The sequence below is a fragment of the Pseudomonas lactucae genome (assembly GCF_036688725.1).
Taxonomy (GTDB): domain Bacteria; phylum Pseudomonadota; class Gammaproteobacteria; order Pseudomonadales; family Pseudomonadaceae; genus Aquipseudomonas; species Aquipseudomonas lactucae.
In genome coordinates this window covers 56,973-70,573 of the sequence record NZ_JAQQPT010000004.1, presented here as the reverse complement: position 1 = coordinate 70,573, position 13,601 = coordinate 56,973, and the positions used below count along the sequence as shown (strand labels likewise).

The following is a 13,601-nucleotide window of genomic DNA, read 5'->3' as shown; positions in this document are numbered from 1 at the left end:
GGATCAGCTCGCGGCGGCGGGCGGCTTGGCCACCGAGCACAGGCGGATCGAGTCGGCGAGGATCTCAATGGCTTTTGGCCGCGGGAAGCTGGCACGCCAGGCAATCGCCACGGTGCGGAACGGCACCGGCGGCGTGAGTGGGCGCACTTCGATCACGCCGGGAGCGTAGTGATGGCTGTCCACCGCCGACAACGGCAGGATCGAGATGCCCAGGCCGGAGGCGACCATGTGACGGATGGTTTCCAGGGAGCTGGATTCCACGGTGGTGTGCTTGGCGCCGTCGTTGCCCTTGGTGAGGGTCGGGCAGGCTTCGAGCACCTGGTCGCGGAAGCAGTGGCCTTCGCCGAGCAGCAGCAGGCTCTTGTCGTTGAGCAGGCCGGCGTCGATGGTGGTTTTTTGCGTCCACGGGTGAGAGGCCGGCATCAGCACCTGGAAGGGCTCGTCGTAGAGCTGCAGGGTGAGTACGTCCGCCTCGTTGAACGGCAGGGCGATGATGATCGCGTCCAGCTCGCCGTTGCGCAGTTTGTCGCGCAATACGTGGGTGAAGTTTTCTTCGATATACAGCGGCATCTGCGGCGCGACGCGATGCAGTTGCGGGATCAGGTGCGGGAACAGGTACGGGCCGACGGTGTAGATCGCGCCGACTTTGAGCGGGGCGGTCAGCTGGTTCTTGCCGGCCTGGGCCAACTCGCGAATGCTTTGCGCTTGCTCCAGCACTTTTTGCGCCTGGGCCACAATGCCTTCGCCCACCGGGGTGAGGCGCACGGCGCTTTTGCTGCGCTCGAAAATCAGCACACCGAGTTCGTCTTCAAGCTTTTTCACGCCCACCGACAGTGTCGGCTGACTGACGTGGCAACGCTCCGCCGCGTGGCCGAAGTGTTGTTCTTGGGCGAGGGTCACGATGTAGCGTAATTCTGTAAGAGTCATAGCGAGCGTCCATGAGGTTGCGGGCCAAGCATACCGGCTGCAATCGATAGACGCACGTTATCAGAACTTTGCTGGGGATTGAGCGGGAAATAGCTGAGATTTTAGCCGCGCGCAATCAGCGGTGGGAGGGGCAAGCCCCTCCCACACTCAGCGGCGACGCTTCTCGATGTTGTACACGAACGGTGCAACGATCTCGATACTGCCGCCTTTCAACATGTGCGCCGGTGGCTTGGGCAGCGGCTGGGCACGACGGATCATGTCCAGGGTTGCACGGTCCAGGTCGGCGTTGCCGGAACGGCCCACCAGCTCGTAGGACAGCACGTTGCCGTCGGCATCGACTATGAACTTCAGGCGGTTCAAGCCTTCCTTGCCACTTGCCTGAGCGCCTGGCGGGTACTTCTTGTACTTCTGCAAGTGCGCCAGCAGGGCGCCTTCCCAGGACGCTTTGGCCGCGATTTGCTGAGGCGACGGACCGGGAACCGGCTGCGCCGATTTTTCCGCGGGTGCCGGGGTGGGCGGAGCATCGCTCGGCGGCTCCTCGGAGGGTTTCTCCTTGGGCGGCTCGATCTTTTTCTCCACCGGCTTGGGCGGCTGAGGTTTGGGCTTGGGCTTGACCGGCTTGGGCACCTGGATTGTCGGCTTGGGCGCCTCGGCCAGTTTCGGCAAAGGCAACTCTTCTACCGGAGCAGGCGGTTGCGGCGGCGTGACCACTTTCGGCGGAGCCGGTGGCGGTGGTGCAGGCATCGGCGCCAGGTCAATGACCATGGCGGCCGGTGGCAACTGCACCGTGCGCGGCGCCGACCAGTGGAGCGCGATGGCGATCGCGACGGCATGCACGCCCAGCACGACGGCGAGGCTGGTGCCATAACGCGTCAGTTTGTGGCGCGTCGTGATCATTTCTTGGCTGCCGTCTCAAGTCCGACCAGGCCTACCTTGAGGTAGCCGGCTGCCCGCAGGGCATCCATCACGCTCATCAGGTCACCGTAGTCCACGCCCTTGTCGGCCTGGAAGAAGATCGTCGTGTCTTTCTTGCCCTGGGTCTTGGCGTCGAGCACCGGGCCCAGGCTTTCGGTTTTGACTTCTTCTTCACCCAGGAACAGGCGTTGGTCCGCCTTGACGCTGAGGAAGATCGGCTTCTCCGGGCGCGGCGCAGGCTTGGCGCTGGACGCTGGCAGGTCGACCTTGATGTCCACGGTGGCCAGCGGTGCGGCAACCATGAAGATGATCAGCAGCACCAGCATCACGTCGATAAACGGCGTGACGTTGATTTCGTGGTTCTCGACGAGCTCGTCGTCGCCTTGATTCAAATGCAGGCCCATGGCCGATTACCCCACTTTCACCATGTGCGGTTGCGAGCTGCGCTCGGAAGGCTGGTGATCGAGGTCGCGGCTGACCAGCAGCAGGACTTCTGCCGACGCGTCGGATACCTGGGCCTTGTAGCCGGCAATCGAACGGGCGAAGACGTTGTAGATCACCACCGCAGGAATCGCGGCAACCAGGCCCAGGGCCGTGGCAAGCAGGGCTTCGGCGATGCCTGGGGCAACGACGGCGAGGTTGGTGGTCTGGGTTTTGGCGATGCCGATGAAGCTGTTCATGATGCCCCATACGGTACCGAACAGGCCGACGAACGGCGCGGTGGAACCGATGGTTGCCAGCACGCCGGTGCCGCTGCTCATGTTACGACCGCAGGCCGCAACCAGGCGCTCCAGGCGGAAGCTGACACGTTCCTTGATGCCTTCTTTTTCGCGGGTGTTGGCTGACAGGCGCATTTCTTCAAGTGCGTCGTGCACCAGCAGGTTGGCCAGGGTGCCCTTCTTGGTCGCGGTCTCGCTCGCCTCCTTGAGGGTGGTGGCCTTTTTCAGATGGACGATTTCAGTACGCAGACGACGCTTGGCGCCCAGCAGCTCGAAGCCCTTGGCGATCCAGATGGTCCAAGTGATGATCGAGGCGATGGCCAGGCCGATCATCACGGCTTTCACCACCACATCAGCGTTCTGGTACATGCCCCATGGCGACAGGTCGTGAGCCATGCCCAGGGTGTTGTCTTCTTCCAGCACTACGCCGGTGTCGTCAGCGACGGCGGGCGCAGCAGGGGTGGCAGCGGCTGGCGCTGCGACGGGGGCGGCGGGCGTTGCGGCATTGTGCTCGGCGGCTGCCGGAGCGGCGGGTGCGGTGGCGTCGGCGAATGCGGCGGTCGGCGCCAGCAGTACGCTGAACAGCAGCGCAGCAATCGCGCGCCAGGCGCGGGACGGGCTGTGAAGCTTGGTTGGCGAAGCGGGGGTTGTATGACGTGTCATGCTGGCCGGACCTGAGAAGAAAAAATGAGTGATCGTCCTACCAGACCCTGAACGGCCGAGGACAAATGGGAGGTCATTATTGCAAGTAATTCTTGTTAACAGAAGTAATACAGTAACTTTATTTGTGCTTTTTCTGGCCGCCAGTCGGCTGTGAGGGCTAATCTAGACCTTTGAAAACGGAGTTTTGTGATGTCTGCGCCTTCTGTTGTGATTGCCGGATGCGGCGATGTGGGTAGTCGGCTGGCTAGCCAATTGCTGGCCTCGGAATGGGAGGTTCATGGCCTGCGCCGCGATATTTCGCGACTGCCCGAGGGCGTCATCGGTATCGCCGGCGACCTGTTCAACAAGGATTGTCCCGACACCTGGCCCATCGGCGGGGTGGATTACCTGGTGTATTGCGCCGCTGCGACGGACCACGATGAAGCCGGTTATCGCGCCGCTTACGTTCAAGGTTTGCAGCATGTGCTGGAGTGGCTGAAGGATTACGGCCAGGAGCCTAAACACCTGCTGTTTGTCTCCAGCAGCAGCGTCTACGGGCAGCAGAATGGGGAGTGGGTCGATGAAACCTCGCAAACCCAGGCCAAGGGCTATTCCGGACAAGTCATGCTCGAAGCCGAACAGGTGGCGCTCAACAGCGGCATACCTGCCAGTATCGTGCGCTTGACCGGCATCTACGGTCCGGGCCGCGAATGGCTGCTGACCCAGGTGCGCCAAGGTTATCGTGTGGCGGTGGACCCACCTTTGTATGGCAACCGCATACACGCCGATGACGCCGCGGGATTGCTGGCGTTTTTGTTGCGTCATGTGGAGCAGGGCGGTTCGCTGGACAAGGTCTATATCGGCGTCGATGACGCGCCAGCGCCGTTGGCTGAGGTGGTGGCGTGGTTGCGTGAGTATCTGGGGGTAACGGAGTGGTCCGAGGACGCCAGTGTGCGGCGTGCGGGCAGCAAGCAGTGCAGTAATGCGCGGAGCAAGGCGTTGGGGTGGAAGCCGACCTATCCGACTTACCGGGAAGGCTATGCCGCGATTCTCAAAGGCTGAAACGCGGTCAAAAATGTGGGAAGGAGCAAGTCGAACCGTCGCACCGCCCCTCCCACATTGGGATTTGTGCAGGGCTGGTTATTGCTTTTCAAGCAGCCACTGGCGCGGGCCGGGAGTGAACTGAGGCACTTCATCCGTCTGCGCGGTATTGATCCCCTGGAATATCTCCAGTTGCTTGCCTTTACGCGCAAAGATCCACGGGTTGCCTACGCCGTTGAGCTGCAGCCAGATGCTGTCGTAGCCGCCGCTCATTGAGGCGCAGTCGCCGGCAAGGCATAACGAGTAGCGATCGACGCCCGGCAAGCCTGCGACTTTGCCGTCAGCCTGGAACTGCACGATGGCGCCGTTACCGAAACCGTCAGTGATCTTCCAGTCGCCACCCATGTAGGCGGCATACAAGGCGCGCTCGAAATTGGCGCCCAGTGGCGCGCCTTCCGGTGCCGGGTCCTTGGCGCGGGCAAACAACTGTTCGGGCTCGTTATCGTTGGCAACCTGCAGCAGTTGTTTGCCTTTACGCTTGAGTTCGGTGGCGGAGCTGCCATAGAAATCCACGCTCCAGGCGCCGGATTTTTCACCGAGCAGCTTGCCTTCCGCGACTTCAAAACCGTTGTAGTAGCGTGCCTGGGAAGCCTTGGTATTCACCTCCCATTCGAGGTTCGGTCCGAAGCTTTGCAGCGCTTCACGCAAAGGGCCGCCCTTGGCTGCCGCATCGATGGCGACCTGGTTGATCCAGGTGCCGCTCACATCCAGGTCGGCAGGGTTGCTGGCGCAGCCGCCGAGCAGCAGGGCGAGCAACGAAGTGGCTACAAGCGCTTTGCGCATCATGAAATCCTTTTAAAACGAAGTCGGCGCAGCCTGTTTGGGCTGCGCCGGGTGTTTTACTCGATGACCAGAATTGCGTCCATCTCAACCTGTGCGCCCTTTGGCAGAGCGGCAACGCCGATGGCGGCGCGGGCTGGGTAAGGTTGTTCGAAGTACTTGCCCATGATCTCGTTGACCTTGGCGAAGTGGCTCAGGTCGGTAAGGAAGATGTTCAGCTTGACGATGTCCTTGAACGAACCGCCGGCGGCTTCGGCCACGGACTTGAGGTTCTCGAAGACCTGCACGGTCTGTGCTTCGAAGCCTTCCACCAGTTCCATGGTCTTCGGGTCCAGCGGGATCTGGCCGGACATGTAGACGGTGTTGCCCGCCTTGATCGCCTGGGAGTAGGTGCCGATGGCGGCCGGGGCCTTGTCGCTGGTGATTACTGTCTTGGTCATGAATGACTCCTTGTAATAAGCGATGACTTAATTTGAAGCGCTAGGCACGCATGCGGGTGATGCGGATCACACCGGTCAAGGCACGCAGTTTCTTGATCACGCGGGCCAGGTGCACACGGTCGTGGACGCTGACCACCAGCTGGACCACGCTGATGCGGCCATCGCGCTCGTCCATGCTGATTTTTTCGATATTGCCGTCGGCCGCGTTGACGCTGCTGGCCAGCAGGGCAATCAGGCCGCGCTGGTGTTCCAGCTCCACGCGCAACTCGACGTTGAATTCGCCGGTGACATCCTTGGCCCAGGAGAGCTGGATGCATTTTTCCGGGTTGTGGCGGATTTCGGTGATATTGCGGCAGTTGTCCAGGTGCACCACCATGCCCTTGCCCGCGGACAGGTGCCCGACGATCGGGTCGCCCGGGATCGGCGTGCAGCATTTGGCGTAGCTGAGCACCAGGCCCTCGGTGCCACGAATCGCCAGTGGGCCTTCCGGGCTTGGCAGCTGTTCGCCTTCGCCCAGCAGGCGGCGAGCGACCACATAGGCCATGCGGTTGCCAAGACCGATATCTTCCAGCAGGTCTTCGATGGTTTCCTGGCGATACTCGTGAAGCATCGCTTGCACGCGCTCCTGGGGGATCTTGTCCAGCGCGCTGTCGAAGCCGTTGAGTACCTTGTTCAGCAAGCGTTCGCCGAGGCTGATGGACTCGGAGCGGCGCTGCAGTTTCAGTGCGTGGCGGATGTGCGTGCGCGCCTTGCCGGTGACCACGAAATTGAGCCACGCCGGGTTCGGCCGTGCGCCCGGTGCGCTGACGATCTCCACGGTGGAGCCGCTTTGCAGTGGTTCCGACAGCGGGGCCAGGCGCCGGTTGATGCGGCACGCAATGCAGCTGTTGCCGACATCCGTATGCACCGCGTAGGCGAAGTCGACCGCCGTGGAGCCTTTGGGCAGCTCCATGATCCGGCCTTTGGGCGTGAACACGTAGACCTCGTCCGGGAACAGGTCGATCTTCACGCTCTCGATGAATTCCAGGGAGTTGCCGGCACGTTGCTGCATTTCCAGCACGCCTTTGACCCACTGGCGCGCACGGGCATGGGTGCCCTTTGGCTGCTCGTCGCCGCTGGATTTGTACAGCCAATGGGCAGCGATGCCATTGTTGGCCATTTCTTCCATTTCGCGGGTGCGGATCTGGATCTCGATCGGCACGCCGTGCATGCCGAACAGCGTGGTATGCAGCGATTGGTAGCCGTTGGCCTTGGGAATGGCGATGTAGTCCTTGAAGCGGCCCGGCAGGGGTTTGTACAAATTATGTACAGCACCCAGCACGCGGTAGCAGGTATCGACCTTGTCGACGATGATCCGGAACGCATACACGTCCATGATTTCGTTGAAGGCCCGCCGTTTGCCGCGCATCTTCTTGTAGATGCCGTAGATGTGCTTCTGGCGCCCGCTGACCTCGCCCTCGATCTCGTCGATCGCCAGGCAATGGCTCAGCGACTCTTCGATCTTGTTGACGATTTCCTTGCGGTTGCCCCGGGCACGCTTGACCGCCTGGTAGATGCGCGCCGAGCGCATCGGGTGCATGGCCTTGAAACCGAGGTCTTCGAACTCGATTCGAATGGCGTGCATGCCCAACCGGTTGGCGATGGGCGCGTAGATTTCCAGGGTTTCCTTGGCGATGCGCCGGCGTTTCTCGCCCGACAGTACTTCCAGCGTGCGCATGTTGTGCAGCCGGTCGGCGAGCTTGACCAGAATCACCCGGATATCCCGGGCCATGGCCATGGCCATCTTCTGGAAGTTTTCCGCCTGGGCTTCGGCCTTGGTCTCGAAGTTCATCTGGGTCAACTTGCTGACCCCGTCGACCAGTTCGGCCACGGTTTCGCCAAATTGCGAACTGAGCGCTTCCTTGGCGATGCCGGTGTCTTCGATCACGTCATGCAGCATCGCGGCCATCAGGCTCTGATGGTCCATGTGCATGTCGGCCAGAATATTGGCCACCGCAAGAGGATGGGTGACGTACGCCTCACCGCTACGGCGGCGTTGGCCGTCGTGGGCTTGTTCGGCGTAGAAATACGCTCGGCGGACCAGGTTGACCTGGTCGGGGCCGAGGTAGGTCGATAAGCGATCGGCGAGGGCGTCTATGCTCGGCAAGGTGTGAACTCCTGCCGAAGGCTGTGACTGCGCGCCGTGCTACGTCGACCAGGCATAGGCTTAGACGGCCTCGTTGGACTCGTCCTCGAACGCTGCGAACAGCGGTTCGTCTTCAACGATTTCAGCGTTGGCGATGAACTCGTAGCTCATCAGGCCTTCGGCGATTTCACGCAGGGCTACAACGGTAGGCTTGTCGTTTTCCCACTGGACCAGGGGCTCTTTGCCGCCGGTGGCCAGTTGACGGGCACGCTTGGTAGAGAGCATGACCAGCTCAAAGCGGTTATCCACGTGTTCTAGGCAGTCTTCAACGGTTACGCGGGCCATGGTATTCCTCGGAGCGAATGCAAGATGCGCGCTGCCCGGTTGGGCGAGCGGACTGAGCAGTTTAAAAAATCACCAGCGTTTAGGGAAGCGCTGATTTTTCGCAGGCCCTCGCCAAACCGCTACAAGCGCCAATGTAAAGCCCTCGCAGCCGTTTTGGGAAGTGCCAATCAACCCAGCAGTTCGGCGAGTAATTTGCCGAAACGCTGCTGTTGGCGCTTTTGCTGGAGCTGATTGGTGCGGAAAATTGCCTTCAGATCATCCAGTGCGTGGGAAAAATCGTCATTGATGATCAGGTAGTCGTAGTCGACGTAGTGGCTCATTTCGCTGACGGCTTCACGCATGCGGCCTTCGATGATCTCGTCACTGTCTTGGCCACGGTTGGTCAGGCGCTGGTGCAAGGCTTCGAGCGAAGGCGGCAGGATGAAGATCGAGCGCGCCTGGGGCATCAACTTGCGCACTTGCTCGGCGCCCTGCCAGTCGATTTCCAGGATCAGGTCGTGGCCTTCGTCCAGCGTCTGCTGCAGGTGGCTTTGCGAAGTGCCATAGAGGTTGCCGAACACTTCGGCGCGCTCCAGGAAGTCACCGTGTTCGATCATCTTGACGAACTCGGTGCGCTCGACGAAGTGATAGTGCACGCCGTTCACCTCACCCGGACGCATGGCGCGGGTGGTGTGGGAGACCGAAATGCGGATCTGGTCATTGGTGTCGGTCAGCGCCTTGACCAAGCTGCTTTTGCCCGCGCCCGAAGGGGCGGAAATGATGTAGAGGGTGCCGGTGCTATGGGTCATGGAGGGTGCCTTACTCAATATTCTGTACTTGTTCGCGCATCTGCTCGATCAACACTTTGAGGTTGACCGCAGCCGTGGTGCTGCGCGGGTCAAATGCCTTGGAGCCGAGTGTATTGGCTTCGCGGTTGAGTTCCTGCATCAGGAAGTCCAGGCGTCGACCGGCGGCGCCGCCGGACTTGAGCACGCGGCGCACTTCAAGAATATGGGTGCTCAAGCGGTCGAGTTCTTCGGCGACGTCGCTCTTCTGTGCCAGCAGGACCATTTCCTGTTCCAGGCGCACCGGGTCGAGGTCGGCCTTCATGTCAGTGAAGCGGTCGAGGACTTTCTGGCGCTGGGTGGCGAGCATCTGCGGCACCAGCTCACGCAGGGTGATCACGTCTTCTTCGATCGCGCTCAGGCGCTCGTTGATCAGGCGTGCCAGTTCGGCGCCTTCGCGCTCGCGGCCGGCCTTGAGTTCCTTCAAGCCCTGGTTGAACAGGGCGAGGGCGTCGGCGTTGAGGGCTTGCGGGTCGGCGGCGTCGGCCACCAGCACGCCGGGCCAGGCCAGCACTTCAAGGGGGTTCAGTGCGGCCGGCTGCTGGATCAGGCTGGCGATGGTTTCGGCGGCGGCGACCAGCTGCGCGGCGCGGTCGCGGTCGACCTGCAGCGGTTTGCCGGTGGTCTCTTCGGTAAAGCGCAGGGTGCACTCCAGCTTGCCGCGGGAGATGCCTTGGCGCAGCGCTTCACGCACGGCGCCCTCAAGGTCGCGGAACGATTCCGGCAGGCGCAGGTGCGGCTCCAGGTAACGGCTGTTGACCGAACGCAGTTCCCAGCTCAGGGTGCCTTGGGCGCCGGCGTTTTCGACGCGGGCGAAGGCGGTCATGCTGTGCACCATGGAGGTACCTCGCGTTGCAGTCCCGCAAACACGGGCTGATGATTAAGAAGGCGCAGGATTGTAGCGCAGTGGGGCGGGCGCGCCCAAGCAATGGGCAATAGTTGACCATTCGTAACCGAATTTTTTAGAAGTGCCCCGAATCGGCTCGCGGCTCTATAATGCTCGGCAGTTTTTCGTCCTCCGTACAGGTATCCCCTATGAAACGTCCAAGTGGTCGCGCTGCCGATCAGCTCCGCTCGATCCGCATCACCCGCAACTACACCAAACACGCCGAGGGATCCGTACTGGTCGAGTTTGGCGATACCAAGGTGATCTGCACCGTCAGCGTCGAAAACGGCGTGCCGCGTTTCCTCAAGGGCCAGGGCCAGGGTTGGTTGACCGCCGAGTACGGCATGCTGCCGCGTGCCACCGGCGAGCGTAACCAGCGAGAAGCCAGCCGTGGCAAGCAGGGCGGCCGTACCCTGGAAATCCAGCGTCTGATCGGTCGTTCCCTGCGCGCTGCCCTGGACATGTCCAAGCTGGGCGACGTGACCCTGTATGTCGACTGCGATGTGATCCAGGCCGACGGCGGCACCCGCACGGCATCGATCACTGGCGCTATGGTGGCCCTGGTCGACGCACTCAAAGTGATCAAGAAACGTGGCGGCCTGAAGGGCGGTGATCCGCTCAAGCAGATGATCGCCGCGGTATCGGTCGGCATGTATCAGGGTGAGCCCGTGCTGGACCTGGATTACCTGGAAGACTCGGCTGCCGAGACCGACCTGAACGTGGTGATGACCAGCACCGGTGGCTTCATCGAAGTGCAGGGCACCGCCGAGGGCGCGCCTTTCCAGCCGGCCGAGCTGAACGCCATGCTGGCCTTGGCCCAGAAAGGCATGACCGAGATCTTCGCCCTGCAGAACGCCGCGCTGGCTGACTGAACCGGCCTCAAGGAGAAACGCCATGAATGACAACCAGATGCCGGTACCCACGCCTTCCTATGAAGTCCGTCAGGGGGCCATGTTGTGTCATCTCGCGGCGTTCCTGGGGTTTGTGTTCCCCTTCGGCAGTGTCGTCGGCCCGCTGATCCTGTGGCAAATGAAAAAAGAAGTGGACCCGTTCATTGATGATCAGGGTAAGGAGGCCCTGAATTTCCAGCTCACCGTGGCCATCGCCTGGATCGTTTGCATCGTGCTGGCCTTCGCGGTAATCGGGTTCTTCCTGATGACTGCGTTGGCAATCGCGAGCGTGGTGCTGACGATCATTGGTGCGATCAAAGCCAACAAGGGGATTGCCTATCGCTATCCCTTGACCTGGCGTCTGGTCAAATAATGAGCGCCCACAAAAAAACCGACAGCGATGTCGGTTTTTTTGTGCCTGGAAAAAGACCTCAGATGGTCAGTGTCCAGTCGTAGTCCACGATCAGCGGCGCGTGCTGCGAGAAGCGCGGCTGGCGCGGCAAGCGTGCACTGCGAACAAACCGGCGCAGGCCTGGGGTCAGCAACTGGTAGTCAAAACGCCAACCCAGGTTGAGCATCTCAGCCTGTTCGTTGTCCGGCCACCAGCTGTACTGGTCGCCTTCGCGGCTGACTTCGCGCAGGGCATCCACATAGCCCATGTTGCCGACAATCTCGTCCATCCAGGCCCGTTCCGGCGCCAGGAAGCCCGGTGATTGCTGGCTGTCGCGCCAGTTCTTGATATCCAGCTTCTGTTGCGCCACATACAGCGAGCCACAATAAATGTACTCGCGACGTTTGCGCCGCTGTTTATCCAGGTAACGGGCGAAGTCGTCCATTAGCTTGAACTTCTGGTTCAAATCCTCATCGCCGTTCTGCCCCGAAGGGAGCAGCAAGGTCGCGATGCTGACCTTATCGAAATCGGCTTGCAGGTAGCGCCCGTAGCGGTCGGCTGTCTCGAAGCCGAGGCCGCTGATGACCGCCTTGGGTTGCAACCGCGAATACAAAGCCACGCCACCTTGGGCAGGGACTTCGGCATCGCAGGCATAAAGGAAGTAGCCATCCAGTTGGAAGGCTGGGTCGTCCAGTTCAAAGGCGGAGGCGCGGGTATCCTGCAGGCAGATGACGTCGGCATTCTGGGCTTGCAGCCAACTGAGCAAACCACGCTCGACTGCAGCCTGAATACCATTAACGTTCACACTGATGATCCGCATAAATGGCCCCAAAAATCGCGTGCGTGTATGATACACGCCGTCTACCTAATTAGCTAAATCCGTGGTATCTGAGGCTTTTTTCATGCAGGCGTATCAACGCGATTTCATTCGTTTTGCCATCGATCGCGGCGTTTTGCGCTTCGGTGAGTTCACCCTCAAGTCCGGGCGCACCAGCCCGTACTTCTTCAATGCAGGCTTGTTCAACTCGGGCTCGGCCCTGGCTCAGCTGGGTCGTTTCTACGCGGCAGCCATCGTTGAAAGCGGTATTTCCTTCGACGTGCTGTTCGGCCCGGCCTACAAGGGCATTCCCCTGGCTGCCGCAACGGCCGTGGCCCTGGCGGAACATCATGGGCGGGATTTGCCTTGGTGCTTCAACCGCAAGGAGGCCAAGGCCCACGGTGAAGGCGGCAGCCTGGTCGGCGCCCCCCTGACTGGCGATGTGTTGATCATCGATGATGTCATCACCGCCGGTACTGCGATCCGTGAAGTGATGCAGATCATCGCCTCCCAGGACGGCGCCAAGGCAGCTGGCGTGTTGATCGCGCTGAATCGCCAGGAGCGTGGCAACGGTGAGTTGTCGGCGATCCAGGAAGTGGAGCGCGATTTCGGCATCCCGGTGGTGAGCATCGTGTCGTTGAACCAGGTGTTGCAGTTCCTGGAAGATGACCCGCAGCTCAAGCAGCATTTGCCGGCAGTACGGGCGTACCGCGAGCAGTTCGGCGTCTGACACAGAACCCATTGTGTGAGGGCTTGTGTGGGAGGGGGCAAGTCGAATCGTCGCACCGCCTTCCACATTTGATCTTCGGTGTTTTCAAGGCCTATGCAAAAAGCCCCCGTTCAATTGAATTGAACGGGGGCTTTTTAGTTTTCAGCGGTTAAGGACGCTTGCGGTTACTGATCAGCGTGCCCACACCGGTATCGGTGAAGATTTCCAGCAGAATCGCATTCGGCACCCGACCATCCAGGATCAGCGAGCTGCCAACGCCGCCTTGCACTGCTTCCAGCGCGCAGCGGATCTTGGGCAGCATGCCGCCGTAGATGGTGCCATCGGCGATCAGGTCGTCCACTTGTTGGGTCGTCAAGCCGGTGAGTACCTTGCCTTGCTTGTCCATCAGGCCGGCAATGTTGGTCAGCAGCATCAGCTTTTCAGCCTTCAGTGCCTCGGCAACCTTACCCGCCACCAGGTCGGCGTTGATATTGTAGGACTCACCGTTGGCACCCACGCCGATCGGCGCGATCACCGGGATGAAATCGCCCTTGACCAGCAGGTTGAGCAGGTCGGTGTTGATGCCGATCACTTCGCCCACTTGGCCGATGTCGATGATTTCCGGTTGGGTCATCTCCGGTGTCTGACGGGTCACGGTCAGTTTTTTCGCGCGGATCAGCTCCGCATCCTTGCCGGTCAGGCCGATGGCGCTGCCGCCATGGCGGTTGATCAGGTTGACGATGTCCTTGTTCACCTGGCCGCCGAGGACCATCTCCACCACGTCCATGGTCTGCGCGTCAGTAACGCGCATGCCATCGATGAAGTGACTCTCGATCGACAAGCGCTTGAGCAGATCGCCGATTTGCGGGCCGCCACCGTGGACCACCACCGGGTTGATCCCCACGGCTTTCATCAGCACGATGTCGCGAGCAAAGCCGGTTTTCAGCTCGTCGCTTTCCATGGCATTGCCGCCGTACTTGATCACCAGCGTCTTGCCGACGTAGCGTCGAATATAAGGCAGCGCTTCGGACAGGACCTTGGCGGTGTTGGCAGCGGCTTCGCGTTCGAGGGTCATTCAGGGCTCCGGTAA

The 13,601-nt window shown here is 61.0% G+C and carries 16 protein-coding genes; 4 read left to right on the top strand and 12 right to left on the bottom strand.

The window, feature by feature from the left end; genetic code table 11:
* Positions 1–3: 3 nt before the first annotated feature.
* The 4 genes from V6M90_RS05430 to exbB form a co-directional block, all read right to left on the bottom strand.
* Positions 4–927 (bottom strand): hydrogen peroxide-inducible genes activator, encoded by a 924-nt coding sequence (locus V6M90_RS05430; protein WP_003176928.1) that lies wholly within the window; start codon positions 925–927, stop codon positions 4–6.
* Positions 928–1,074: 147 nt separating this feature from the next.
* A complete protein-coding gene (locus V6M90_RS05425) occupies positions 1,075–1,824 on the bottom strand; it encodes a TonB family protein (protein WP_078826583.1) in 750 nt (249 codons plus the stop codon).
* A complete protein-coding gene (gene exbD / locus V6M90_RS05420) occupies positions 1,821–2,246 on the bottom strand; it encodes a TonB system transport protein ExbD (protein ID WP_003176926.1) in 426 nt (141 codons plus the stop codon). Before exbD ends, V6M90_RS05425 begins: the two co-directional genes overlap by 4 nt.
* 6 nt (positions 2,247–2,252) lie before the next feature.
* Positions 2,253–3,224 (bottom strand): tonB-system energizer ExbB, encoded by a 972-nt coding sequence (gene exbB / locus V6M90_RS05415; RefSeq protein ID WP_305428097.1) that lies wholly within the window; start codon positions 3,222–3,224, stop codon positions 2,253–2,255.
* A gap of 189 nt (positions 3,225–3,413) precedes the next feature.
* On the opposite strand from exbB, the gene V6M90_RS05410 reads away from it, so the two are divergent.
* Positions 3,414–4,265 carry an SDR family oxidoreductase gene (locus V6M90_RS05410; protein ID WP_003176924.1) on the top strand — a complete coding sequence of 284 codons (852 nt, stop codon included), beginning with the start codon at positions 3,414–3,416 and terminating at the stop codon, positions 4,263–4,265.
* 78 nt (positions 4,266–4,343) lie between these two features.
* Here the strand turns inward: V6M90_RS05410 and V6M90_RS05405 are convergent, their stop codons facing one another.
* From V6M90_RS05405 to V6M90_RS05380, 6 genes are all read right to left on the bottom strand, one after another.
* Entirely contained in the window at positions 4,344–5,087 is a 744-nt protein-coding gene (locus V6M90_RS05405) for a hypothetical protein (RefSeq protein ID WP_003176923.1), read from the bottom strand.
* A 56-nt stretch (positions 5,088–5,143) separates the two neighbouring features.
* Positions 5,144–5,524: a RidA family protein gene (locus tag V6M90_RS05400; protein ID WP_003176922.1), complete on the bottom strand. Its 381-nt coding sequence runs from the start codon at positions 5,522–5,524 to the stop codon at positions 5,144–5,146.
* A gap of 40 nt (positions 5,525–5,564) precedes the next feature.
* The gene (gene spoT, locus V6M90_RS05395) at positions 5,565–7,670 is read right to left on the bottom strand and encodes a bifunctional GTP diphosphokinase/guanosine-3',5'-bis pyrophosphate 3'-pyrophosphohydrolase (RefSeq protein WP_003176921.1); all 2,106 of its coding nucleotides are present in this window, start codon (positions 7,668–7,670) and stop codon (positions 5,565–5,567) included.
* Between the two features lie 60 nt (positions 7,671–7,730).
* Positions 7,731–7,994 carry a DNA-directed RNA polymerase subunit omega gene (gene rpoZ / locus V6M90_RS05390; RefSeq protein WP_003176920.1) on the bottom strand — a complete coding sequence of 88 codons (264 nt, stop codon included), beginning with the start codon at positions 7,992–7,994 and terminating at the stop codon, positions 7,731–7,733.
* Positions 7,995–8,161: 167 nt separating this feature from the next.
* Positions 8,162–8,782: a guanylate kinase gene (gene gmk, locus V6M90_RS05385; RefSeq protein WP_003176919.1), complete on the bottom strand. Its 621-nt coding sequence runs from the start codon at positions 8,780–8,782 to the stop codon at positions 8,162–8,164.
* Positions 8,783–8,792: 10 nt separating this feature from the next.
* A complete protein-coding gene (locus tag V6M90_RS05380) occupies positions 8,793–9,656 on the bottom strand; it encodes a YicC/YloC family endoribonuclease (RefSeq protein WP_003176918.1) in 864 nt (287 codons plus the stop codon).
* 197 nt (positions 9,657–9,853) lie between these two features.
* Between V6M90_RS05380 and rph the strand changes: the two genes are divergently transcribed.
* Both rph and V6M90_RS05370 read left to right on the top strand, forming a co-directional pair.
* Positions 9,854–10,576, top strand: coding sequence for a ribonuclease PH (gene rph / locus V6M90_RS05375; protein ID WP_003176917.1), 723 nt, complete (start codon positions 9,854–9,856; stop codon positions 10,574–10,576).
* A 22-nt stretch (positions 10,577–10,598) separates the two neighbouring features.
* Complete coding sequence (locus tag V6M90_RS05370) at positions 10,599–10,967, top strand: DUF4870 domain-containing protein (protein WP_003176916.1); 369 nt, start codon at positions 10,599–10,601, stop codon at positions 10,965–10,967.
* A gap of 58 nt (positions 10,968–11,025) precedes the next feature.
* Here the strand turns inward: V6M90_RS05370 and V6M90_RS05365 are convergent, their stop codons facing one another.
* Positions 11,026–11,805 carry an exodeoxyribonuclease III gene (locus tag V6M90_RS05365; protein ID WP_003176915.1) on the bottom strand — a complete coding sequence of 260 codons (780 nt, stop codon included), beginning with the start codon at positions 11,803–11,805 and terminating at the stop codon, positions 11,026–11,028.
* An 82-nt stretch (positions 11,806–11,887) separates the two neighbouring features.
* On the opposite strand from V6M90_RS05365, the gene pyrE reads away from it, so the two are divergent.
* Entirely contained in the window at positions 11,888–12,532 is a 645-nt protein-coding gene (pyrE, locus tag V6M90_RS05360; protein WP_021492595.1) for an orotate phosphoribosyltransferase, read from the top strand.
* A gap of 148 nt (positions 12,533–12,680) precedes the next feature.
* On the opposite strand, the gene argB is transcribed toward pyrE, so the two are convergent.
* Positions 12,681–13,586, bottom strand: a complete 906-nt coding sequence (argB, locus tag V6M90_RS05355) for an acetylglutamate kinase (RefSeq protein ID WP_003176913.1) — start codon at positions 13,584–13,586, stop codon at positions 12,681–12,683.
* Positions 13,587–13,601: the final 15 nt, after the last annotated feature.